The sequence below is a fragment of the Bacillus sp. JZ105 genome, from assembly GCF_053903125.1.
The window spans coordinates 2,040,728-2,064,091 of the sequence record NZ_CP096387.1 but is presented as its reverse complement, the minus strand read 5'-3'; the positions used below and the strand labels follow the sequence as shown (position 1 = coordinate 2,064,091).

The 23,364-nt window shown below is 40.8% G+C and carries 27 protein-coding genes; 20 read left to right on the top strand and 7 right to left on the bottom strand.

The annotated features are described in order from the left end of the window. The first annotated feature begins 39 nt into the window (after window positions 1-39). The 4 genes from fbpC to M1D81_RS10385 all read left to right on the top strand — a co-directional run bounded on the left by fbpC (window position 40) and on the right by M1D81_RS10385 (window position 5,348). A complete protein-coding gene (fbpC, locus tag M1D81_RS10400; RefSeq protein ID WP_306299200.1) occupies window positions 40-147 on the top strand; it encodes a Fur-regulated basic protein FbpC in 108 nt (35 codons plus the stop codon). A gap of 133 nt (window positions 148-280) precedes the next feature. Then, on the top strand, window positions 281-3,877 hold the full coding sequence (locus tag M1D81_RS10395; protein WP_456266962.1) for a dynamin family protein: 3,597 nt from the start codon (window positions 281-283) through the stop codon (window positions 3,875-3,877). A gap of 41 nt (window positions 3,878-3,918) precedes the next feature. Further along, complete coding sequence (locus tag M1D81_RS10390) at window positions 3,919-4,182, top strand: YpbS family protein (protein ID WP_456266963.1); 264 nt, start codon at window positions 3,919-3,921, stop codon at window positions 4,180-4,182. A 278-nt stretch (window positions 4,183-4,460) separates the two neighbouring features. Beyond that, window positions 4,461-5,348, top strand: coding sequence for a 5'-3' exonuclease (locus M1D81_RS10385; RefSeq protein ID WP_456266964.1), 888 nt, complete (start codon window positions 4,461-4,463; stop codon window positions 5,346-5,348). A gap of 19 nt (window positions 5,349-5,367) precedes the next feature. On the opposite strand, the gene M1D81_RS10380 is transcribed toward M1D81_RS10385, so the two are convergent. The 3 genes from M1D81_RS10380 to M1D81_RS10370 are packed head-to-tail and all read right to left on the bottom strand — an operon-like array spanning window position 5,368 to window position 6,622. Beyond that, a complete protein-coding gene (locus M1D81_RS10380) occupies window positions 5,368-5,493 on the bottom strand; it encodes a hypothetical protein (RefSeq protein WP_003215584.1) in 126 nt (41 codons plus the stop codon). 42 nt (window positions 5,494-5,535) lie between these two features. Next, complete coding sequence (locus M1D81_RS10375) at window positions 5,536-5,931, bottom strand: reverse transcriptase-like protein (RefSeq protein ID WP_456266965.1); 396 nt, start codon at window positions 5,929-5,931, stop codon at window positions 5,536-5,538. A gap of 1 nt (window position 5,932) precedes the next feature. Then, a complete protein-coding gene (locus M1D81_RS10370) occupies window positions 5,933-6,622 on the bottom strand; it encodes a queuosine precursor transporter (RefSeq protein ID WP_456266966.1) in 690 nt (229 codons plus the stop codon). A gap of 94 nt (window positions 6,623-6,716) precedes the next feature. On the opposite strand from M1D81_RS10370, the gene M1D81_RS10365 reads away from it, so the two are divergent. From M1D81_RS10365 to M1D81_RS10355, 3 genes are all read left to right on the top strand, one after another. Beyond that, window positions 6,717-7,388 (top strand): ribonuclease H family protein, encoded by a 672-nt coding sequence (locus tag M1D81_RS10365; protein WP_456266967.1) that lies wholly within the window; start codon window positions 6,717-6,719, stop codon window positions 7,386-7,388. Window position 7,389: 1 nt separating this feature from the next. Continuing rightward, window positions 7,390-7,572, top strand: coding sequence for a zinc-finger domain-containing protein (locus M1D81_RS10360; protein ID WP_024422748.1), 183 nt, complete (start codon window positions 7,390-7,392; stop codon window positions 7,570-7,572). A 171-nt stretch (window positions 7,573-7,743) separates the two neighbouring features. Further along, window positions 7,744-7,926: a hypothetical protein gene (locus tag M1D81_RS10355; protein WP_008346368.1), complete on the top strand. Its 183-nt coding sequence runs from the start codon at window positions 7,744-7,746 to the stop codon at window positions 7,924-7,926. A 51-nt stretch (window positions 7,927-7,977) separates the two neighbouring features. Here M1D81_RS10355 and cspD read toward each other — a convergent pair whose 3' ends face one another. Beyond that, on the bottom strand, window positions 7,978-8,178 hold the full coding sequence (cspD, locus tag M1D81_RS10350; protein WP_024422747.1) for a cold-shock protein CspD: 201 nt from the start codon (window positions 8,176-8,178) through the stop codon (window positions 7,978-7,980). Window positions 8,179-8,438: 260 nt separating this feature from the next. Here cspD and M1D81_RS10345 point away from each other — a divergent pair, with 260 nt between their 5' ends. Continuing rightward, window positions 8,439-9,140, top strand: coding sequence for an AIM24 family protein (locus M1D81_RS10345; RefSeq protein WP_456266968.1), 702 nt, complete (start codon window positions 8,439-8,441; stop codon window positions 9,138-9,140). 237 nt (window positions 9,141-9,377) lie between these two features. On the opposite strand, the gene M1D81_RS10340 is transcribed toward M1D81_RS10345, so the two are convergent. Both M1D81_RS10340 and metA read right to left on the bottom strand, forming a co-directional pair. Beyond that, window positions 9,378-10,529 (bottom strand): diglucosyl diacylglycerol synthase, encoded by a 1,152-nt coding sequence (locus tag M1D81_RS10340; RefSeq protein ID WP_456266969.1) that lies wholly within the window; start codon window positions 10,527-10,529, stop codon window positions 9,378-9,380. A gap of 228 nt (window positions 10,530-10,757) precedes the next feature. Beyond that, entirely contained in the window at window positions 10,758-11,666 is a 909-nt protein-coding gene (gene metA / locus M1D81_RS10335; protein ID WP_456266970.1) for a homoserine O-acetyltransferase MetA, read from the bottom strand. Window positions 11,667-11,805: 139 nt separating this feature from the next. On the opposite strand from metA, the gene M1D81_RS10330 reads away from it, so the two are divergent. The 12 genes from M1D81_RS10330 (at window position 11,806) to M1D81_RS10275 (ending at window position 22,676) form a co-directional block, all read left to right on the top strand. Beyond that, window positions 11,806-13,488 carry a formate--tetrahydrofolate ligase gene (locus tag M1D81_RS10330; protein WP_456266971.1) on the top strand — a complete coding sequence of 561 codons (1,683 nt, stop codon included), beginning with the start codon at window positions 11,806-11,808 and terminating at the stop codon, window positions 13,486-13,488. Window positions 13,489-13,562: 74 nt separating this feature from the next. Continuing rightward, window positions 13,563-14,045 (top strand): glutathione peroxidase, encoded by a 483-nt coding sequence (locus M1D81_RS10325; RefSeq protein WP_456266972.1) that lies wholly within the window; start codon window positions 13,563-13,565, stop codon window positions 14,043-14,045. A 13-nt stretch (window positions 14,046-14,058) separates the two neighbouring features. Continuing rightward, complete coding sequence (locus tag M1D81_RS10320; protein ID WP_456266973.1) at window positions 14,059-14,670, top strand: HD domain-containing protein; 612 nt, start codon at window positions 14,059-14,061, stop codon at window positions 14,668-14,670. A gap of 30 nt (window positions 14,671-14,700) precedes the next feature. Beyond that, a complete protein-coding gene (locus M1D81_RS10315) occupies window positions 14,701-15,837 on the top strand; it encodes a conserved virulence factor C family protein (protein ID WP_025093098.1) in 1,137 nt (378 codons plus the stop codon). A gap of 307 nt (window positions 15,838-16,144) precedes the next feature. Next, a complete protein-coding gene (ilvD, locus tag M1D81_RS10310; protein WP_456266974.1) occupies window positions 16,145-17,821 on the top strand; it encodes a dihydroxy-acid dehydratase in 1,677 nt (558 codons plus the stop codon). Between the two features lie 81 nt (window positions 17,822-17,902). Beyond that, entirely contained in the window at window positions 17,903-18,337 is a 435-nt protein-coding gene (locus M1D81_RS10305) for a BrxA/BrxB family bacilliredoxin (protein WP_456266975.1), read from the top strand. 66 nt (window positions 18,338-18,403) lie between these two features. Further along, the gene (locus M1D81_RS10300; RefSeq protein WP_456266976.1) at window positions 18,404-19,192 is read left to right on the top strand and encodes a class I SAM-dependent methyltransferase; all 789 of its coding nucleotides are present in this window, start codon (window positions 18,404-18,406) and stop codon (window positions 19,190-19,192) included. A gap of 297 nt (window positions 19,193-19,489) precedes the next feature. Next, window positions 19,490-20,107 carry a YpjP family protein gene (locus M1D81_RS10295; RefSeq protein ID WP_456266977.1) on the top strand — a complete coding sequence of 206 codons (618 nt, stop codon included), beginning with the start codon at window positions 19,490-19,492 and terminating at the stop codon, window positions 20,105-20,107. Window positions 20,108-20,125: 18 nt separating this feature from the next. After that, a complete protein-coding gene (locus M1D81_RS10290; RefSeq protein WP_024428140.1) occupies window positions 20,126-20,653 on the top strand; it encodes a phosphatidylglycerophosphatase A family protein in 528 nt (175 codons plus the stop codon). Window positions 20,654-20,756: 103 nt separating this feature from the next. Further along, window positions 20,757-21,551 (top strand): thymidylate synthase, encoded by a 795-nt coding sequence (locus M1D81_RS10285; RefSeq protein ID WP_024422734.1) that lies wholly within the window; start codon window positions 20,757-20,759, stop codon window positions 21,549-21,551. Next, a complete protein-coding gene (folA, locus tag M1D81_RS10280) occupies window positions 21,548-22,033 on the top strand; it encodes a type 3 dihydrofolate reductase (RefSeq protein WP_456266978.1) in 486 nt (161 codons plus the stop codon). The genes M1D81_RS10285 and folA overlap by 4 nt, the downstream gene beginning before the upstream one ends. A gap of 19 nt (window positions 22,034-22,052) precedes the next feature. Beyond that, on the top strand, window positions 22,053-22,676 hold the full coding sequence (locus tag M1D81_RS10275; protein WP_456266979.1) for a lysophospholipid acyltransferase family protein: 624 nt from the start codon (window positions 22,053-22,055) through the stop codon (window positions 22,674-22,676). 37 nt (window positions 22,677-22,713) lie between these two features. On the opposite strand, the gene trhA is transcribed toward M1D81_RS10275, so the two are convergent. Continuing rightward, window positions 22,714-23,352, bottom strand: coding sequence for a PAQR family membrane homeostasis protein TrhA (gene trhA / locus M1D81_RS10270; protein WP_024422731.1), 639 nt, complete (start codon window positions 23,350-23,352; stop codon window positions 22,714-22,716). Window positions 23,353-23,364: the final 12 nt, after the last annotated feature.

The following is a 23,364-nucleotide window of genomic DNA, read 5'->3' as shown; positions in this document are numbered from 1 at the left end:
TACACTTTCATTAATGATAAGCATTCTCAATCATGAAGGATGGACGGTGATCACATGACAATGGTTTTCTTACTCGGTACGGTCTGTGTATACAGCCTATTAATTGGCTTCGTATTAAAAGGTGTTTCTAAAAAATCTGCTTCCTGATCGCAGTCAATTGCGACTGATCGGGCAGCAGATTTTTTTTATTTCCTCAGATCGGAAGAAAAATCTCTTCATTTTGTGTAAAATGGTATCACATACATAACTGACTTTTCTAAAAGCAAAGGGGTTTATCGTCATGGAAGACTTGTCTATTCGAGATTCGCTCGTTCATACTACAGGTGCTTTATATCAAAGCCTTCTCAAAAGGGATGATCATGAACGCGCAGCCAAACTTGCATCGATTATCAAAAAGGAAGCAGAAGAAGAAATGTATATCGCATTTACCGGCCACTATTCAGCTGGAAAGTCATCACTTGTGAATCATCTGCTTCATGATCACATCCTGCCAACGAGTCCAATACCAACAAGTGCAAACTTGGTCGTCGTGAGGAAAGGGGAGAGTGAAGTCAAGCTTCACACCTCAGATGGCCGTATTGCAAAAATGAGCGGTTCTTATGATAAAGAAGCAGTTCAGCGTTTTTGTAAGGATGGAGAACAGATTGAAATGGTGGAAATGAGCGGGGACTATAAAGGACTGGAAGAAAAGGTGGCAGTGATTGATACACCCGGGATTGATTCAACGGATCATGCTCACTTTTTATCTGCTGCGTCTATTCTTCATCAAGCAGATGCTCTTTTTTATGTCGTTCATTACAACCATGTTCATTCGGAGGAAAACATTCGTTTCATTCGCTCCATTAAAGAGAAAGTGCCAAATCTTTATTTTATCGTAAATCAAGTCGATCGACATGATGAGCATGAGACAGCGTTTGAAGACTACAAAAATCAAGTAGTTGATATGCTTCAAAAAGAAGGCATTGAAGAAGAACACCTATACTTTACATCTGTAACCGATGAGGCGCATCCAAGAAACGAAATGATTCGTTTAATCGAGAAACTGCAAGAATTACAAACATTGCCAGAAGCATCGCTTCGCGCCTATACCGAACAGAAAATAGAGCACGTTTTAAAAGAACATATTGATTCATTAAAAGAAGAGCTGCAGGAAGAGGGACTGGATTTACAGCTTCAAGAAAAAAGAAAAGAAGTGAAGGAACTTGAAGCGAAAAGAAGCTTCATTGAAAATGGAGCAAAACAGTTAGAAGATGAAGTGTCTTCTGAAGTCGAGAACATTTTAAAAAATGCAAATCTAACCCCATTTAAAATGAGAGAGCTCGCAAGTGACTATATTGAATCGAAAGCATCTGGCTTTAAGGTAGGACTGCTGTTCGCGAAAAATAAAACCGAGCAGGAAAAAGAAAAGCGGGCGAACGAGTTCTTAGCAGATGTCAAAGCAAGAATGAAAGCAGAAGTAGACTGGCATATTGCTGAGCTGCTCAAAAAAGAAGTCAAGAAGCATCAGCTTGGTGAAGAGCTATTAAATCAAGTGATGGCGTTTGAAACGCCTGTAGAAGAATCACTGCTTGAAAACGTGATCCATCACGGTGCGACATTTTCAAATGAATACGTTTTGCAATATGCAAAAGATGCTGGTGAAGCACTGAAAAGACAGACGAAACAAAAAGCAATACCATTGATTGAACAAATGACCGACATGCTGAACACCCAGCTCATGAATGAAAAGAGAAAGCAGCAAGATAAATGGACCCAGGCAGCACAGGAGCTCCAAGCGCTGGAGCAATGCATGGAAAAAAATGATCAAATCAGAAGAGATATTGAGCATGTCTGGGATATATGGCAAAACGGAACAAATGAGCAGATCGAAGAAGATTGGTTTTATGTGAAAAAACACCGGATGCAGCATGACGAGCTAAATCAGAATCAAACATCAACTCATACCGAAAAAAGCGAAAAAGAAAATCAGCAGCAGACAGCGCTTGATCAAATGCGACAATCACAGCATATTCCAACAGCGCAGTCGATTGACCAGTTTGAGCAGCTTTCTCAAATTTTAAAGCCATTAAACGCGCTTCAATCTCAAAGAAAGTCCTTTGAAAAACGAACAAAGCGGCTGCAAGCGAAGGAATTTACACTCGCCTTATTCGGTGCTTTTAGTTCAGGGAAATCTTCGTTTGCCAATGCCCTTGTTGGAAGAAAGGTGCTGCCATCATCTCCTACACCAACGACGGCCACGATCAATAAGCTGACGCGGCCGACAGAAGACCATCCGCATGAAAGCGTGAAAGTGATGTTTAAAACCGAGCAGGAAATATTAGAAGAGCTCGATCAAATTCTCGGTTTTTCTATAACAGAAGAAAAGGGAGATACGTTTCAAGCGAAACTCGAACGAACGCTGAAAAAAAGAGAGCTTGAACAGGATCACCGCATCATTGTTGACCATTTTTTAAACGCTCATGAAAAGTTCCGTGATTCCATTCAAAAACAAACACCGCTCAATGTCACCCTGCAAGAATTAAAGCCATATGTGGCAGAAGAGGCTGTTTCTTGTGTGGTGAAGGAAGTGACGGTGTATTTAAGTACACCTTTAACAGATAAAGGACTGACGATTGTTGATACACCAGGCGCCAGCAGTATGAATAAACGTCATACAGAGATTGCCTTTCAATATATGAAGGATGCTGATGCCCTTCTTTATTTAACTTACTACCAGCATTCTTTCTCAAAAGCAGACCGGTCATTTTTACGTAAACTCGGGCTTGTAAAAGATTCATTCAGCATGGATAAAATGTTTTTTATTATCAATGCAGCTGACCTCGCAAAAGATCAAACAGAGCTTGAAACCGTCTTTGACTATGTGAAAAATGAGCTCACAAAAGAAGGCATCCGGCATCCAAACCTTCATCATGTATCGAGTAAGGAAGAGATTGAAGGCAAGGGCCAGTCGCCTTATAACCAGTATGCACAGCTTAGAACACAGCTCGACTATTTTATTGAGGAAGAATTAACGAAAGATGCAATTGAGCTTCTGTATTTTGAAGCGAGTACATTATGTAGAACAGTTGACAAGCTGCATGAGACGCTTCATCAGTCGGAAGATGAAAAGCAAGCAGAAATGAAAAAGATAGACACATCCTATGAAGCGATCGTTGATCAAATGAGCCATATTAAACGATCTAAGCTAGTAACAGAAAGTGTGAAAAAGGACTTGCACGAACAGCTCTACCACATTGTTCAGCGCTTGTCACTTTATGCAAATGATCTGTTAAAGACAGCCTTTTATCCTGGAATATCTCAAGGGGACTTCAGGCAGGAGCTGAAAAAAGCGCTGGAACAAGCGTTAAAGGATTATGAATTTGAGTTTGTACAGGAGATAAAAGCGCTTGATATTCGAATGGAATCATTTATCACTCAATACTTCAAAGAGGAGTGGGAGAAAGGGTTACAGGCTGCGTGTGCAGAAGATCCTTACTTTTCTCTCCGGCTGTCGCCGCCAGATGAGAAAAATGCCGAGCTGAAACAAATTGAAGTGGAAGCGGATCTAACGCCGTTTGAGCCGCTCTTAAAAAAGCAAAAATCAACGAAAGCTTTCTTTGAACAAAACGGGAAGGCAGCGTTTATTGAAGCGATTCGAGATGTCCTTTTCCAATTAACGACGAAATGGGCAGATAAAGAAAAAGAAGAATTACAGAACAGATACGATATAATGGTGAAGACTTTTACTGAAAGATATGAAACAGAAGCGCTCAAGCAGCTGAGTGAACAAAAACAAACATTTACCATGAGCTTGACGACAGATGCGAAAGAGCAGGCGATGATAGAACAAGTATACAAGCAAACAAATGAATGGAAGAACCAGTTGAACACCATTTGATTCATGATAGACTATATAAAAAAGAAAGCAGTTGATAAAAAATGACGAGCGTACACGAAGAAATTTCCGCACATTCACAAAAACAGAATGCCCATATCAACTCTTTTCTTGCGCTTGAGCAGAAAAGAGAGCAGGCAATAGAGACTGCTGTTTTCAAGTGTGAGCAAAACGACCCATTTACAACTGACGAGATCAATGAAATTACTTCGAAGATGAATGAGCTTGCACGAGGCGGAATTGTTCCGCTGCGTAAGCATGTCACGATTGATATGATCAGGGAGTATGTCGAACGAAAACAGAAGTAAAGAGTAACTTTCTCTTTTTTGGTCATCTTAACAAGTGAACCGAGAAAGGGGAATGATGATGGAAAAAAAGCAGCATGCAAAAAAGCAGGATGAGCGTCACCCTAAACAAAAAGAGATGCTATCCTACGCTGAAGCAGAATCCAAAAAAATGCAATACGGTCAAAAGTAATCCCCCGGGTGCCGCTTCTTTTCCAAAAGAAGAAGGCGCCTTTTTTATGTCGAATTCGATGTTCTATGATAGAATAGGAGTATTGTTTTGAAAAAGGGAGTTTATAAGAATGAATAAACACGTATTGCTGGTTGATGGCATGGCGCTTCTGTTCAGATCGTTTTATGCAACGGCTGTCCATCGAAATTTTATGATAAATGATCATGGTGTCCCGACAAATGGAGTAAATGGCTATTTGAAGCATTTATTAACCGCTGTTCAGACATTTGAGCCAACTCATATTGTTTGCTGCTGGGATATGGGAAGCCAAACATACCGAAATGAATTGTTTCAAGATTATAAAGCAAATCGAGGAGAGGCACCTGCCGAGCTCATTCCGCAATTCGATTTAGCAAAAGAAGCGACAGAAGAATTAGGAATTGTAAACGTTGGTTTAAAGGGCTTTGAGGCAGATGATTGTATCGGCACGCTGGCGTCACTCTATCAAAATGAAGCACGTGTGACTGTCCTAACTGGGGACAGAGATTTGCTGCAAATATTGAATGAACAAGTGACGGTTGCTCTAATGCAAAAAGGAATCGGGAATTATAAACATTATACAAAAGCCTTATTTGAAGAGGAAATGGGCATCTCTCCAAAGGCGCTGATCGATATGAAAGCACTTATGGGGGATTCAAGTGATAATTACCCAGGCGTCAAAGGAATCGGAGAAAAAACAGCATTAAAATTTATTCAAACATATCAAACCATTGACGGATTATTAGAAAATGTTCATGAACTAACGGCTGCCCAGCAAAAGAAAATGCAAGCAGGATTAGAAGATTTGAAGCTTTCCCGTCTATTGGCAGAGATCAAATGTGATGTCCCGCTGAGCTGTCCAATTGATGAGACGAAGATGAACATCAATCAAGAACGGGCTGCTGCCATGCTGCGATACCATCAAATCAAAGGAATTGAACCGATGGTAAATCGGTTAAGTAAACTAGAGATCAGCTAAGCTAAGCTGATCTCTAGTTTCATCTTTTTGTATTGCTTTTCTTCGCTCTATTTTCGAGCTGAGATAGTGGCTGCTTATCTTTTGTTTGCGCATCACCTTGAGGGGTTGTCCCATTTGTGACACGACCTTTATTTTCTTTATCCAATCAGTATCACCTCATACATTAGCATAACCGAAAAAAAGCGATTCATCCTTTAGAAAGGTGAATCGCTTTTCTAGCGAGCTGATCAGCTACTTGATTTTCCTTGCTTGGAATCCACTTAATGAAAAATAAATCAAACTGGCTTTGAAGCTCGATCATCTCTTTTAAAAAATGCTGAAAGGCTGGATTTTTTGCAAATCCTGCATTGGCCGCACGGTCAACTACCTGTGAATCTGTTCGAAACGAAACAGATCGCAGTCCTTTTTCAACGCAGATTTTCATCCCTTCAATGAGAGCCGAAAATTCTGCTTCGTGATTGCTCATTGATCCAAGAGGAATCGAGAAAGATTCTGCTTTTCCATCATATTTAATGAAAATGCCGATGCCAGAAGGACCCGGATTACCTGCGCTAGCACCATCAATGTATATTTCAGCCGGCAATTTATTTCCCCCTTTCATCAAGCGGAACCATTCTTTTCGCTGCATACGCGTATGGTGTCGCAATCGCGGCGACGATAAATTTAATCACATAAGTCGTGATGAAGATTTCGATCCATACATGAAATGGATAGGAGCCAAGAAAGGCAATGGTTGTAAAGATCAGTGTATCAAGCAGCTGGCTGATCATCGTACTTCCAGCGTTGCGCACCCAGAGCGCACCATCGGAAGGAAATATCCGGCGAATAAACGAATATACATAAACATCTAACATTTGACTGATGATATAAGCAGCAAGACTGCCAAGTGCGACCCTTGGCATAAAGCCAAATATCGTTTCCAGCGACGTTTGAGAAATGTCAGATGGAGCTGGATGGAAAAGCAAAGCCTCCTGCATGACAACGGTTAGCGTTAAAAGGGTGGCAAAACCAATCCAGACAGCTTTTCTCGCTTCATTTTGTCCATATTTTTCATTCAATACGTCCGTTGCAAAAAACACACTGCCATATAAAATGTTTCCAAGTGTTGCCGTTAAGCCAAACAATTCAACGGTTTTGACCACTTGTAAATTTGCAGCAACCGTCGCAAAGCCAATCCAGACGAAAAGGCCCATCTTGCCAAATCCTTTATAAAATAGAAGAACAATGATAAAATTAATGATCGCAAATAAGATCCAAATACCTTCATTAAACAAGTGACATGAACTTCCTTTCTCATTGTAAAATGTAACTTTTTGATTATAGCATAACGTATGTTTACCTTAAAAGCACGGGAAGGCGATGTGATCAATGAAATTAAGAGCACACTATACAATGAAAGTGAAATCGATTGGGTCCATTGCTTTTTTCCAAGAAGATTGGTTGGAGCTAAAAGAGGCCTTGATTTTAGCCAAACATATCGACAAAAAAGAACCACAGTCACTCCTATCATTTGAAGATGAAAAAGGGGCGATGTGGTCTATTAAAGAACTTGAAAAGCTAAATGAAGAACTAAAGCTTGAACCTGATCAGCTTCAGGTCTATTTTGATGCAAGTTTTCACAAAGAAACAGGCGACTCTGGCCTTGGGGTTGTCGTCTACTATAAGCTTGGAGAAGATGCTTATCGTTTGAGAAAAAATCAGCCCTTCCAAGGAGTCACCAATAATGAAGCAGAGTATGCGGCTTTATTTGAGGCAGTCAAAGCTTTAAAAGACCTTGGAGCAAGCAGAAATTCTGTCACGATTAGAGGCGATTCACTTGTTGTCATGAATCAATTAAAAGGAGAATGGCCTTGTTATGATGATATACATAACAAATGGCTCGACCGGATTGAAGCGGCTTTAAAAGAGCTGAGGCTTACGCCAACATATGAAGTCATCGATCGTAAACAGAATGCAGAAGCGGATCAGCTTGCAAGGCAGATGCTTGCAGACGTTCCAATTGAAAGTAAATTGAAATTAGAAGCAGACGGAGCTGAATAATGTGGATAAAAAAACAGCAGTACAAGAATTGACGGATCTCCAAGACACGTATTGTTCAGATTGTTTGATTAAGAAGCACTTTCGAAAAGAATATGGCAAAAAATACGCCCACTCCTTTTGTATTCAGCAATGCACAGTAGGAGAGAAAATAAAAGAATACGGACAGACGCTGCTTAAAAAGTAAGCGGCTGCCGCCCCGGTTTTCCCTGCTCAAACATCCGCTCATGAAAAAAACGGATAGAATGTGTAAAAAAAGAACATATTCTGAAAAATGAGCCGATATAACTATAGAAAGTTTTGGTTGAGTTACTTTTTGACTAAGTGACGGATAATAGAGGAAAAGGGGAAGGCCGGCATGGATAATAAGGATTTCGAAACGGTATTACATCGAACATTTCAAGAGGTATACAGCGATCTAGAGCAGCTAGTAGATGTAGCAAAGAAGGGAAGACCTTTTCTCGAAAAAGATATTTCTGAAATTGAACAACGACTGAAGCAAAATATTTTAGCCATTGAAATTCAGCTGAAAATCAAATAAGAGAGGCATATGCCTCTCTTTATTTTGTCGTTTCATCATTGATTTAGTTGATTAAAGTTTTGTTACGTTTGCAGCTTGAGGTCCACGATTACCTTCAACGATTTCAAAAGAAACTTCTTGTCCTTCTTCTAAAGACTTGTAGCCGTCACCTTCGATAGCTGTGAAGTGAACGAATACATCGTCTCCGCCTTCAACTTCAATGAAGCCGAAACCTTTTTCATTATTGAACCATTTTACTTTACCGTTTTGCATATTGCTTTTTCCTCCTAGTACTGTAGCACACCTTTTGGCATACTAAAAAAAATTTTCATCACCTAACGACTTTGCAGTTGTTAAATGATGGTTCCACTATACACCATCAAAAGTAAAGCGTCAAGCAGGCGAGCCAAATTTTGAGCAGAATGTTTGATTTTTTTGTTTTTTTGGTGAATAACAATGAAATATAAAACGTTCTTTTCGGAACTTAGCATGCAGTTTGTCCGTATATAAAAAATAAAGAAAGAGGTGCAATCATGAATCGTTATACACTTGAAGAATTTGTTCAGAATACGCAGCAAGAAGATAAGGGAGAAGGTGTCTTCGAACTTGAAACATCAAGACTTTTAGAAATTAATTTGACTGACACCATTTGGGCGAAAACAGGTTCCATGGTCTCCTATCGAGGAAAAATCAAATTTGAGCGTGAGGGTGTTTTTGAGCACGGCGTCTCAAAGATGTTCAAAAAAATGCTCTCAGGAGAGGGGACCTCACTAATGAAGGCGACAGGTGATGGGAAATTATATGTGGCAGATCAAGGGAAAAAAATATCGATTCTTCGAATGGCTCAAGGAGAATCTATTTTTGTGAATGGAAACGACCTGCTCGCATTTGAACCATCTGTCCGCTGGGATATCAAATTGATGAAAAAAGTGTCCGGCATGCTTGCAGGTGGATTATTTAATGTCAAATTAGAAGGGTCGGGCTTAGTTGCCATCACAAGTCATTATGAGCCGCTGACGCTCATTGTTCAGTCTGGTGACTCTGTTTATACAGATCCGAATGCGACTGTTGCGTGGTCAGGGGATTTAAAAACTGAATTTGTGACTGATGTTTCCTTTAAAACTTTTATTGGCAGGGGAAGCGGAGAATCCATTCAAATGAAGTTTAGTGGAAGCGGCTTTGTTGTCGTTCAGCCGTTTGAAGAAGTATACACAACAAATGGAAATCAAGGGTGAAGAAAAAGGTGTCCGTCATTAACGGACACCTTTCAGCGTGTAGACAAACCCTCGCATTCTTTGTCAGTCCTGCGCGCTGGTGCTCACGAATGTCAAATTCGCTCCGCGCCAGTGCTCGTCCTTCCTAGACTGCAAAGGTTTTCTATCACGCTGAAAAGAAGACAAAGAGCTAAAATAAAAATCATTTTAGCCCTTTGTGAACAATCTGAAAGGTGTCCGTCATTAACGGACACCTTTTTATGATAATGCGCGAGCATAAGTTTTGTTATTCATAATGAGATCTGACTGCTCGACGATATCTTCCAAAATGGTTTGAGAAGAGTGTTTTAAGTGCAGTTTTTTCATGTTTTGTTTCATTGTTTCTAATTTTTCTTCGTTCTGCAGCAAGTTGGTCACAGTTTCTAAAATGTCTTCATGTCTGTTAATGACAATGGCAGCGCCATAATCCTCAAAGAAAAGAGCATTTTCCTTTTCTTGTCCAGGGACAGGCTTGTAAAGAATGACCGGGACACCGATTGCAGTTGCTTCTGTTAAAGTAATGCCGCCTGGTTTTGTAATCATACAATCTGTTACTCTGAACAATTCATCAATTTGTTCCACATATCCAAGCGCCTTCAATTGATCTGGGTGTGCTTGTTCAAGAACGCTAAGCGATTGTTTCAGCGCGGCGTTCTTTCCGCATACAACAACAATTTGTACTTCACTGTCGAGAAGCAGCGCCTCACATAATTCCCTCACATTTTTTAGTACACCGTGAGCACCGGCCATGATGAGAAGAACTTTTTTGTCGGATGATAATCCATATTTCTTATAGATCATCGATTTTGGCACGTCTGCTTCAAACTGTGGTCTAATAGGAATGCCTGTCACCTTGACATCGCTTGGATGTGTGCCGATTTCCATTAATTTTTGTTTCACATAATCGGTTGCAACATAGTAACGGTCGATGTTTTCATGTACCCAAATCTTATGGAGACAAAAATCTGTCATGACATTAAAAGTCGGAATCACTTTACCTGTTTTGTTCCGGTATTCTGGTACCACAATCATCGGGAATGTAATAATAATGATGTCCGGATTGTGTAACTGAATTAATTCATCGAGACGCTTATTTCCCATCTTTAAATAAAGGTTAAATTTGCGTTTATTGTAAATTTTATCTACACCGTAATAAAACAAGCGATAAAATTGTTTCCCAATGGAAAAGCTCTTCAAGTATAAATATTGAGTCACTTCTGACACAATGGGATTCGATTCTTGATACAAATTAGAAACTACAACATGTTCAAACCCTTTGGATTTGCATTCATCATACAGTGTTTTTGCTACCTGCATATGTCCATTTCCATAATTTGCGGTCAAGATTAATATTTTTTTATTGGTATTCAAGAATATTCACCTCAAATGTAATCAACAACAACAAAACTTCGTACGAAAACTATTAATCTCATAGGTCTACATATACAAAAAGATAACATATAAACAGTTAGAGCATATCATTCGTTACGAAAGAATTAAACTAATTTTAAAAAATAAACAGATTCAATTGATAATGGAAGACAGAGCCATTTGTATTTTAACACATTTTGACGATTTATCATCAGACCACAGTCTGTTTTATTCCCAAACGTATGGTGTTTCTTGATAAACATAATAATTAAGCCAATTCATAAACAATAAGGTGGCATGGGCTTTCCAGCGATTTACTGGGATTAATGTCTCCCCATCTTCTATAAAATAGTGGACAGGTTTTTGGACTGTATCATGTTTCAACAAATCTCTTTCATATTCCTGCATCAATGTATCTGTATCATATTCGGGATGTCCCGTTAAAAATACTTGTTTATCATCATCTGAAACAATTAAACAAACACCCGCTTCTTCAGACATACTCAAGACTTTCAAATTCGGCGTGTTTTTTAATTGTTCTGTATTAATATCTGTATGCCTAGAATGTGGGACATAGTATACTTCATCAAAACCTCTGACTAATCTTTCTTTTTTCTCTTTCACAATATGCTCAAATACGCCAAATTTTTTCTCAGGAAGCTTGATTTTTTCAATCCCGTAATGGTGATATAAACCTGCCTGTGCACCCCAGCAAATATGAAGGGTAGACGTCACATTGGTTTTACTCCAGTCCAAAATGTCCTGCAGCTCTTTCCAATAAGAAACTTCTTCAAAAGGTAAGTGCTCGATTGGTGCGCCAGTAATGATCATTCCATCAAATTTTTTATGGCGAATTGATTCAAAGGTTGTATAAAATTCATCTAGATGCTCTCTCGACGTATTTTTCGGTGTATGTGTACTTGGAATCAAGAACGTAAAGTACACTTGTAAAGGAGAATTACCGAGCATTCTCAGCAGCTGCGTTTCAGTTTGTATTTTTTTTGGCATTAAATTTAAGATCACGATATTCAAAGGACGGATATCTTGCTTGAATGCCCTTGTCTCATCCATGACGAAAATATTTTCGCTCTCTAGTATTTGTTTTGCCGGCAGATGAACTGGTATGTTAATAGGCAACTCGCCACCCCCTGAACCAAAGCTAATTTCATTTCATTATAGGAACTTTCTGGCGATATTTCAATGTTTCAATTATGTTACAATGAAAAATAGAGCAAAAAAGAATGCTGTTTCTGTAAAAAAAGGAGGCCGTTTTGTTATGATCACAAAGCATTTATCAGACATTGACATTGCCCAAAAGGCTAAGCTGAGACCGATTCAGGACATCGCAGCAAAGCTGCAAATACATGACGAAGAATTAGAATGCTATGGTTTCACAAAAGCGAAAATTTCTTTGACTATTTTTGATCGTTTAAAGAAACAAAAAGAAGGACACGTGATTCTTGTCACTTCGATGAACCCTACGCCAGCAGGTGAGGGGAAATCCACCGTAACTGTCGGCCTTGGTCAAGCCTTCGAAAAAATTGGCAAAAAAGCGATCATTGCGATGCGTGAGCCATCATTAGGTCCTACAATGGGGATTAAAGGCGGAGCAGCGGGCGGAGGATATTCACAGGTGCTGCCAATGGAAGAAATCAATCTTCATTTCACAGGAGATTTTCATGCCATTACATCTGCACATAACGCCTTATCTGCATTTATTGATAACCATATCCATCACGGAAATGAACTCGGCATCGACACGCGGCGCATTGTGTGGAAGCGGGTGCTTGATTTAAATGATCGTGCATTAAGACAGGTCGTTGTCGGACTTGGCGGTCAGTTAAATGGGTATCCTAGAGAAGACGGATTTGATATTACAGTGGCTTCCGAAATGATGGCGATCCTCTGTTTAGCAGAAGACTTAAACGACTTAAAAAAACGTCTTTCTTCTATTGTTGTTGCCTATAATCAAGAAGGCGAGCCAGTCACAGTGGGAGCACTTGGATATGAAGGTGTTCTGACGCTACTTTTAAAAGACGCACTCAAACCGAACCTTGTTCAAACGATTGAAGGAACCCCAGCCCTTGTCCATGGCGGTCCTTTTGCTAATATTGCACATGGATGCAATAGTTTAATTGCAACCAAAATGGCAGCAAAATTAGCTGATTATGTCGTAACAGAAGCTGGATTTGGAGCAGATCTTGGAGCAGAAAAGTTCCTCCACATTAAAACAAGAGCTGGTGATTTCAAACCTGGTGCAGTTGTCATTGTCGCAACAGTGAGAGCATTAAAGATGCATGGAGGAATGAAGAAAACCGAACTCAAAGAAGAGAATGCACAAGCCGTATTAAAAGGTATACATAATTTAGAAAAGCATATTGAAACTGTGCAAGCTTTTGGTCTTCCATATATTGTCGCGGTCAACCGGTTTATGACGGATACAAAAGAAGAAATTCAAGCGATAGAAGATTGGTGCAGCAAACATGGCCATCCAGTCAAAGCCGTGAATGTATGGGAAGAAGGAGGCGAAGGCGGGACAGCTCTTGCCGAGGAACTAGCAGCACTTATTGAAAAGAAAAAGAACAACTTTACCTATTTGTATGAAGAGAACGATTCCATCGAAGAAAAGTTATCTAAAGTGGCCAAAGTGGTTTATGGGGCAGATGGGGTCACGCTCACAACTAAAGCAAGAAAGCAGCTGGCTGCCATTGAGGAAAATGGCTGGGCTCATTTGCCGGTTTGTATGGCAAAAACACAATATTCTCTTTCGGATGATCCAGCTTTAATCGGCAGACCTAAAGGCTTTACCATTACGATTCGAGAGTTAAAGCCATCTGTAGGAGCAGGGTTTATTGTGGCCTTAACCGGAAGCATTTTGACAATGCCTGGCTTACCTAAAAAACCTGCGGCTCTCGACATGGATTTATTAGAAGACGGCAGTGTGACAGGACTCTTTTAATCGGGAGCATAAAAAGCGATTTTCTAAAAGAAGCATGTTACGATAGGAAAAAGTGAATCCCAGGAGGCTATGAGATGTCAATTTATGATATTCAGGTCAAGACCATTAACGGTCAGGAAAAATCGATGGCAGATTACAAAGGAAAAGTGCTCATTATTGTAAATACAGCAAGCAAATGTGGGCTGACTCCTCAATTTAAACAATTACAAGAGCTATATGATCAATATCATGAAAAGGGCCTTGAAATTTTAGGATTTCCATGTAACCAATTTATGAACCAAGAGCCAGAAGGAGAAGAAGCCATTCAAGAATTCTGTTCTTTGAATTATGGAGTGACCTTCCCTATGTTTGCGAAAGTAGATGTCAATGGCGAAGAGGCGCACCCGCTGTTCAAGCATTTAACAAGTGAAGCGAAAGGTGTGCTTGGGACAAAAACAGTGAAATGGAATTTCACCAAATTTATCGTGGACCAAAACGGAGAAGTCATTGAACGTTTCTCGCCGAAAACACCACCAAAAGAATTAGAAAGCTCAATCATCGCTCTGCTTAACAAATAAGATGCTGACAGTCATGCAGCAAAAACAATTGGAGGCAGCAGCCTCCTTTGTGTCAGACAGGCTGAAGAATGAACCGACAGGACACGATGCGGCTCATGTTGCTCGTGTACGCCAGCTTGCCGTCCGTATTGCAAATCAGGAAGGCGGCTCTCTATTTATCATCGAGATGGCAGCGATTGTACATGATGTCATTGATGAAAAGCTGTCAAGTGAATGGAAGGTCACTGAAAAACAGCTTGAGAACCAGCTCCTCTTGTGGGAATTGGACCCGCGTGATATCCGCTATATCATGGACATTATTACAACGATGTCTTTTCGTCATCGGCAAAAGCAGTTTAGGCCAATGACGTTAGAAGGGACCATTGTTCAAGATGCCGATAGGCTGGATGCGATAGGAGCAAGCGGTATCGCTAGAGTGTTTACGTATGCTGGCGCAACAGGTGAGCCCCATTATACAGAGGATACGCAGCAGCGCTCTGTGCTCAAGCATATGGAAGAAAAACTGCTCAAATTAAAAGACTTGATGAACACTCATGCAGGAAAACAGCTTGCTGATGAGCGGCATGAATTGATGAGTTTATTTATCAAGAAGTGGAAAGAAGAATGCGGCCTTACAGATGAGTAGGGTCTTTATGTGTGTAAGGAGGATATATCAATGAAAATAACAGCAATAGAACCAACGCCAAGCCCGAATACCATGAAGGTGATTTTGACAGAAGCACTTGCCGGCGGTAAAAGCAACAACTACAAAAAGGATCAAAAAGACGAAGCACCAGAAATGATCAAGCGTATTTTAAGCATTGAAGGTGTAAAAGGGGTTTATCATGTTGCAGATTTCTTAGCGGTTGAGCGAAATGCAAAGTTTGACTGGCAGGGTATTTTACAACAGGTCAGAGAAGCTTTTGGACAAGAAACAGAAGGTCTTCAGGAAGGATCTCAGTCAGGCGATGACACATTTGGTGAAGTGAAAGTGTTTGTCCAAATGTTTAATGGGATTCCAATGCAGGTCAAACTGTCAGACGGTGAAAGAGAAGAACGGTTTGGCATGCCTGAACGTTTTCAAGCAGCCATTTTAAAGCTTAGAAGCAGCTCAGACAATGTCGTGTTTGAACGTGTGTGGAAAGAACACGGCGTTCGTTTTGGAGAATTTGCTGATATCGGTCAGGAAGTCACAGAGGAGCTGCAAGCAGCCTATGATGACGAGCGTTTAGCCCGCTTAACAGAGGCGGTTAAAGAAGGTCAGGAAGCTGTAGATAGACAGGTGAACCGAAAGGCATATGATGTAACAGAAGAGATGCTGCAAGAGGAAGATTGGAAAAAACGTTTTGCCCATTTAGAGCAAATGCAGCCAGAGCTAAAGGACATACCTGTTTTAATGAAAGCAATGGAGGATCCAAAAACGTCTATTCGCAGACAAGCCGTTGTGAATGCTGGCATGATTGAAGATCCTGCCATTCTGCCTATTTTATATAAGGGGCTCGAAGACAAAACAGTGACGGTCCGCAGAACGGCTGGCGACTGTATTTCTGACCTTGGGGACCCAAGTGCTATCGAAGCCATGATCGCAGCATTAAAGGACCCGAGTAAGCTCGTCCGCTGGCGTGCAGCTATGTTCCTTTATGAAGAAGGGGACGAAACGGCACTTGAAGCATTAAAAGAAGCAGAGCAAGACCCTGAGTTTGAAGTCAGTCTTCAAGTGAAAATGGCGATTGAGCGTATTGAGCATGGAGAAGAAGCAAAAGGCTCAGTATGGAAACAAATGACAGAAAGTAGAAAGAATGCATCAGAATGATGAGAAAGAAGAACAAGCTGCCAATGAAAAGCAGCTTGTTTTTCTAAAAACGATAGACAGAAAAATTTTTTTAGAAAAATTATTTTGAATATTGTTGAAATATGCGAAAAAACTCTATATAGTAGTACCAATATAGAATATTGGAGGTCAGATTTTATGACACGAACCTTGCTGAGCGCTTGCTTCAGCAGCCATGTTAGTCATCAATCATTCATAGGTGGCTAAATAAACAGAAAATTTGTAAAATAAAATCAACTCAAAATTATGCAGTCAACAAGACTTGTAGTATAGGAGGCTTTTTAAACAGATGGCAGAACTACGCAGTAATATGATTAAACAAGGAATCGACAGAGCACCTCACCGAAGCTTACTAAGAGCGGCGGGGGTAAAGGATGAGGATTTCGGCAAGCCATTTATTGCCGTATGTAATTCCTATATTGATATTGTCCCAGGACATGTCCATCTTCAGGAATTCGGGAAGATTGTGAAGGAAGCTATTCGTGAAGCTGGCGGGGTTCCATTTGAATTCAATACGATTGGCGTCGATGATGGAATTGCCATGGGTCATATCGGAATGAGATATTCATTGCCAAGCCGTGAAATCATTGCGGACTCTGTGGAAACCGTTGTATCTGCTCATTGGTTTGATGGAATGGTTTGTATTCCTAACTGCGATAAAATCACACCAGGAATGATGATGGCAGCGATGCGCGTGAATATCCCGACTGTCTTTGTGAGCGGCGGACCGATGGAAGCGGGTAGAACAAGTGATGGCAGAAAAATTTCGCTTTCTTCTGTATTTGAAGGCGTTGGTGCATACCAGTCAGGTAAAATCAATGAAGAGGAATTAAATGAATTAGAGCAGTTTGGCTGTCCAACGTGCGGATCTTGTTCAGGTATGTTTACAGCTAACTCAATGAACTGTTTAGCGGAAGCACTCGGGATTGCTCTTCCTGGAAATGGAACGATTTTGGCGACATCACCAGAACGAAGAGAATTTGCGAAGAAGTCTGCAAAACAACTCATGGAGCTCATCAAAAAAGATATTAAACCACGTGATATTGTCACTGAAAAAGCAATTGATAATGCATTTGCATTAGATATGGCACTTGGTGGTTCAACCAATACCGTTCTTCACACATTGGCGATTGCGAATGAAGCAGGTGTTGAATATTCACTTGAACGCATCAATGAAGTAGCAGAACGTGTGCCTCATTTATCAAAACTTGCTCCAGCTTCAGATGTTTATATTGAGGATTTACATGAAGCAGGCGGTGTTACAGCGGCACTAAATGAATTGTCTAAAAAAGAAGGAGCTCTTCATTTAGATACAATGACCGTCACTGCGAAAACGCTTGGCGAGAACATTGCGGGGCATGAGGTAAAAGATTATAACGTCATTTATCCAATTGACAAGCCATTTACTGAAAAAGGCGGCTTAGCCGTTTTATTTGGAAACCTTGCGCCAGATGGAGCCATCATTAAAACGGGCGGAGTACAAGACGGGATCACACGCCACGAGGGACCTGCCATCGTATTTGAATCCCAAGAAGAAGCTCTTGAAGGTATCATTAATAGAAAAGTAGAAGCAGGACATGTTGTCATCATTCGCTACGAAGGACCTAAAGGCGGACCTGGCATGCCTGAAATGCTTGCACCTACTTCACAAATCGTCGGCATGGGTCTTGGACCAAAGGTTGCTTTAATTACAGATGGACGTTTTTCCGGCGCTTCTCGCGGATTGTCTATTGGACACGTCTCTCCAGAGGCAGCTGAAGGCGGCCCGCTTGCCTTTGTTGAAAATGGTGACCATGTCATTGTCGATATCGAACAGCGCATTTTAAGCGTAGATGTTCCAGAGGAAGAATGGGAAAGAAGAAAAGCAAACTGGAAAGGCTTTGAGCCAAAAGTAAAAACGGGTTATCTTGCTAGATATTCAAAACTTGTGACATCAGCCAATACAGGCGGAATCATGAAAATTTAATCTGATATCGAACATTTGAAAATTGGCTCTCTCTATAGTATCCTTTATTCACAACATAAGGATTATAGAGGGGGCTTTTTTATGTCAATGGCATATGAAGAATACATGCGCCAGCTCGTTGTACCGATGCGTCAAGAGCTGACAAGTGCAGGGTTTCAAGAACTAACAACGGAAGAAGAAGTAGAACAAACGATGCAAGAAGCAGAAGGAACGACATTTGTCGTTGTCAATTCTGTATGCGGGTGCGCTGCCGGCTTAGCACGCCCAGCTGCTACACAAGCTGTGATGAAGGCAGAAAAAACACCAGATCGAATTGTCACAGTGTTTGCTGGTCAGGACAGGGAAGCAACAGCAAAAATGAGAGAATACTTCACAGGGGAAGAGCCATCGTCTCCATCTATGGCACTTTTAAAAGGAAATGAACTCGTTCATTTTATTCCGCGTGACGAAATTGAAGGTCATGAAATGGAAGACATCATGCACAACGTCTTATCTGCATTCGAAAAACATTGCTAATACACATGTTGAAATGTCCTGTGTTCAAATCAGGGCATTTTTTCTTGATCATGATGGAGGAACCGCATGCTTATCACAACAAGCTTTAGAGCAAATGAACAAACAATTGAAACTGCAAAAGCCCTTGCAGAGGATTTACATGGTGAGTATGTAGAAAGGCGCAAACAATCCGTCAAGCAGCTTGCGATGAAACGAGGAGACGTCCTTGTTGTGGGGAAAGAAAGATTTGAATGGTATCAGCCAAATGGTGAAAAGTTCTTCTTCCATCCAAGCTCAGCGATGTTCAGGGTGAAGCGGCTTATGCGCGGAGAAAAGGATCCTTTAATCGAAGCCACGCAGCTTCAGCCGGGTGATTCCTTTTTAGATTGTACACTTGGCCTAGGATCAGATGCCATTACAGCCAGCATGAGAGTAGGTCCGAATGGAAGAGTCATTGGTATCGAGAAGAATCCCATGACAGCATTGCTAGTGCGAGAAGGATTAAACACATGGGAGACTGGGGTAAGAGAGGCAGATGAAGCGATGAAACGGATATCTGTTGTAAGTGGAGACAGTATCGAGCAGCTACAAAAGCTCTCTGATGAATCAATTGATGTCGTCTATTTTGATCCGATGTTTGAGGAGACGATTCAAGAATCTGCAAGTATTGCCCCGCTCCGTCATGCGGCAGAGCACTACTTTGACCACGAAACAGCCGTCCTAGAAGCACTGCGAGTGGCGAGAAAAAGAGTGGTTTTAAAAGATCATTGGAAAAGCACCCGATTTCTAGCAGATTCCTATCAATTTCACGTTTTAAAACGAAAAACAGCCCAATTTCATTATGGATATATTGAGAAAGAAAAAAGCCCTCGCTAAAGGTTCAGGTGTCAGACAATTCTTTTTAATTCCTTGTCAAGCATCTAAAAAAGCCCTTATTCAGGGCTTTTAATCTGTAATTTCCATATAGACAAAATAAAATAACGTCAGCAAGGAAGCCGTAATAAAAAACCCTTCAAGCATACCCATTCCTCCCAAATTTTAGTCGCCCTTACTGCCATTGTAAACGTTTTATTATGAAAAAGAAAGTCTCAAATCGATGACCAAATTGAATGACTGAAAATTCATTATATGCTAGAATAGCAGTATGATAACTTATGGAAGGAATTAGATATCATGAAGATGTGGATGAGAAAAACGCTTGTTGTGCTCTTTACGATTGCAACTTTTGGTTTAGTCTCTCCTCCGTCGGCTTTGATGACAGACAAGCCCTCTGAACTTTCTTCATCTGATAAAACACCTTATACAGCTGTTTATGATACATCAGATGAATTGCGCAGCTGGGAACGAACGCAAGAGGAAAGCAAAGAGCAGATAGACCCCTTTGAGCAATTTAAGCAAGAGGTGCTGTCAAGTGCAGAAAATCAATCCTTTCTCAAATTTGGCCGTAAAATCACACCTGTCATTGAGGACGAGTACAGAGAAGAAATTCAGCCGAAGATTGAACAAGTGTTAACCGACTATTTAACAAATTTCAAAGATGACGAAAAATTTCAAGATGTTGTGATAACTGATCAGCCTTCAAGCGGAAATGGCGAAAAAATCTTCCACATTTACAACCGTAAGACTGGAGAAGATTTGCTCCGTTTTCATGTCAGAAGAGATCAGCCGCCTCACAGCGGATATTGGTTTAACTTTCATTACCATACAGCAGAAGATGGATTCCAGACGCATCATGAACTCGGTAATATTTACTGGGATAAAAACACCCCACCGAGCTGGATGAGCCACTAGAAGGAGATGTCATGCCAATTGAAAAAATATACAATGAACGAAATGGTGCAGATTACAAAACAAATGTTAAACGATCGCGGAGTGAAAATTGAAGATATCGCACACATTGTGCTGAAGCTCCAAGAAAAATATCATCCAAACCTTCCACTTAGTGTCTGTATTGAAAATGTTGAAAAAGTGCTGAATAAAAGAGAAATTGTCCATGCAGTTTTAACAGGACTTGCCCTTGATCAGCTGGCAGAAAAAAAGCTTTTGCCAGAACCTTTACAGCACTTAGTTGAAACAGATGAGCCGCTATATGGAATTGATGAGATTATTCCGCTTTCCATTGTCAATGTATATGGATCAATCGGTTTGACCAACTTCGGTTATTTAGATAAAGAGAAATTTGGTATTATTCGTGAATTAGATGAAGGCCGTCCAGGGGAAGTACATACTTTCCTTGATGACCTAGTCGCTGCACTTGCCGCAGCAGCTGCAAGCCGCATTGCTCACTCACACCAAGATATTAAGGATGAAGAGCAGGAACGAGTGAATCAAGCATAAAAAGAAAAACATGTCTGCTCATCATGCAGGCATGTTTTTTTGGTTTCAAGAAAAGCCGAAATAAGGTAAACTACAACAAGAACATAAATAAAGGATGAAAAAAATGAAACAATACAAAGAGTTATGCCGTCATGTATTACAGCACGGGGATGAAAAAGGTGACAGAACGGGTACAGGTACAATCAGCACGTTCGGTTACCAGATGAGATTTGATTTACAGGAAGGGTTTCCTCTTTTAACCACAAAGAAATTACACCTGAAATCAATCATTCATGAGTTGCTTTGGTTTTTAAAAGGTGATACAAATGTCAAATATCTTCAAGAAAATGGTGTCCGGATTTGGAACGAATGGGCAGATGAAAATGGAGAGCTGGGCCGTGTATACGGGGCGCAGTGGAGATCATGGGCGAGCGGAGACGGCGAGACAGTGGATCAGATCGCAAAGCTGATTCATGATATTGAGCACAACCCGAATTCAAGACGACTGATCGTCAGTGCTTGGAACCCGGGGGAAATTGATCAAATGGCGCTGCCTCCTTGTCATTGTCTGTTTCAATTTTACGTATCAAACGGGAAGCTTTCCTGCCAGCTATATCAAAGATCGGCAGATATCTTTTTAGGCGTGCCATTTAATATCGCTTCATATGCTCTTCTAACGATGATGATTGCCAAAGTCACAAATCTTGAGCCAGGAGAGTTTATTCATACACTCGGAGATGCTCATATTTACCAAAATCATCTTCCACAGGTGAAAATGCAGCTAGAGCGCGAGGAACGCACGCTGCCTACGCTTCGCATTACAAGAGATGTAAAAAGCATTTTTGATTTTACCTTTGATGATTTTGTGCTTGAGAACTATGATCCGCATCCGCATATTAAAGGAGAAGTCAGTGTATGATTTCCATGATTGCGGCGACAGGAGAAGACAGAGTCATTGGTCAAGATAATCAAATGCCTTGGCATTTACCAGCAGATTTAGCGTATTTTAAAAAAGTCACAGGCGGTCATACGGTTGTCATGGGCAGAAAAACCTTTGAATCCATTGGACGAGCGCTGCCTAACCGCCGAAATATTGTGCTGACTACAAGTTCTTCATTTAAAGCAGAAGGATGCGAGGTTGTTCATTCAATTGCTGATATTTTGGCAATTGGGGAAAGCGAGACAGAGTTATTTATCATTGGCGGGTCTAAGCTGTATGAAGAAATGATGCCATATGCGGATCGTCTCTATATCACGCACATTCACCATGCGTTTGAAGGAGACCGCTATTTCCCGTATTACAATGAAGATGAATGGACGATTGTATCACGCGAAAAAGGCCATCGTGACGAAAAGAACCCCTACAATTATGAATTTGTCGTCTATGACAAAAAAGGATAAGTGAGTAGGAGGAGTACGGTTGTTTCGTTATTGGTTTTTAACGATGTATGTTGTTGTATCCTTTTTAAAAAGTATGAGGCATTTGTACGATCATGAATTAACGGATCCACGCATTTCCTATACGAAACGAATGCATCTCATTCATGAGCATGCAAAAAGATTTGCCCGGGGATGTATTGACCAATCAGGATCAGTCATGACCATTCATCAGCAAAAGAAGCTGCCAGATGGCCCGGTTATTTATGTCACAAAAGAGCTGAATCCAGTCACAACGACATTATTGATCGGCCACCTTGAGAAGCCATTTGCTTTTATGGCAAAGCCGAAGCTCTTTCGGTATCCGATTATAAAACAATGGCTCAAAAAAATGGCGGTCATTCATCAGAATCAAACGGATGAGGTCTTATTAGAAGAAGCAAAGGAAAGAATCATGTCTGGGCAGAGTATCTTGCTTTCAGAAGCATATCGTCACATTGCAGAGGCGCTTGCTGAAGAATACGATTGTCCGCTTGTACCGATTGAAACGAGTGGAACGGATCGTCTTTTAACGGGGAAGATCGTGAAAAGACTGCGCCCTGTTAATGTTGATATTCATATTAAAGCTCCTGTCATGATCAGTGATTACGCACAAAAGCGTGCATAGAAAAAACCAGCATCCGAATAGTGGATGCTGGTTTTTTCTATGCAGCAGGAACGTTCACACAATAGAATAAAATGCAGAAGAACATCGAGGCGCTGCCGCCGAGAACAAAGCTGTGCCAAATCGCATGATGATAGGGGATTTTCCGCCAAATATAAAAGATGGTTCCGACTGAATATAAAATGCCGCCTAACAGTAAGAGGCCAAATCCTGCACCTGTTAATTGGATATAAAGCGGTTTGATGGCAATGATGATCATCCAGCCCATTAATAAATAGACAAGGGTAGATACGATAATAAAGCGTTTGACGAAAAAGATTTTAAAGACAATCCCACCAGCAGCAAGCGCCCATACAATCGCAAGGAGTGTATAACCCAGTGCACCTTTTAGTGGTCCAAGTAAAAAGGGTGTATATGTACCAGCAATCAATACATAAATAGCCGAATGGTCGAGGATTTCAAAAATATCTTTTGTTTTTTGGTGCCGAATGCTATGAAGCAGGGTTGAGCTTAAATAGAGCAGCAGCATGGATGCACCAAATATCGAAAAGCTGATAATGTCTGTGACGGTGCCGTATTGAACAGCGAATAAGACGAGAAACACAATAGCTGGAATGGATAAAATAACACCAATGCCATGTGTAATGGCGTTTGCAATTTCTTCTTTTACAGTAAACAATGGATGTCCTCC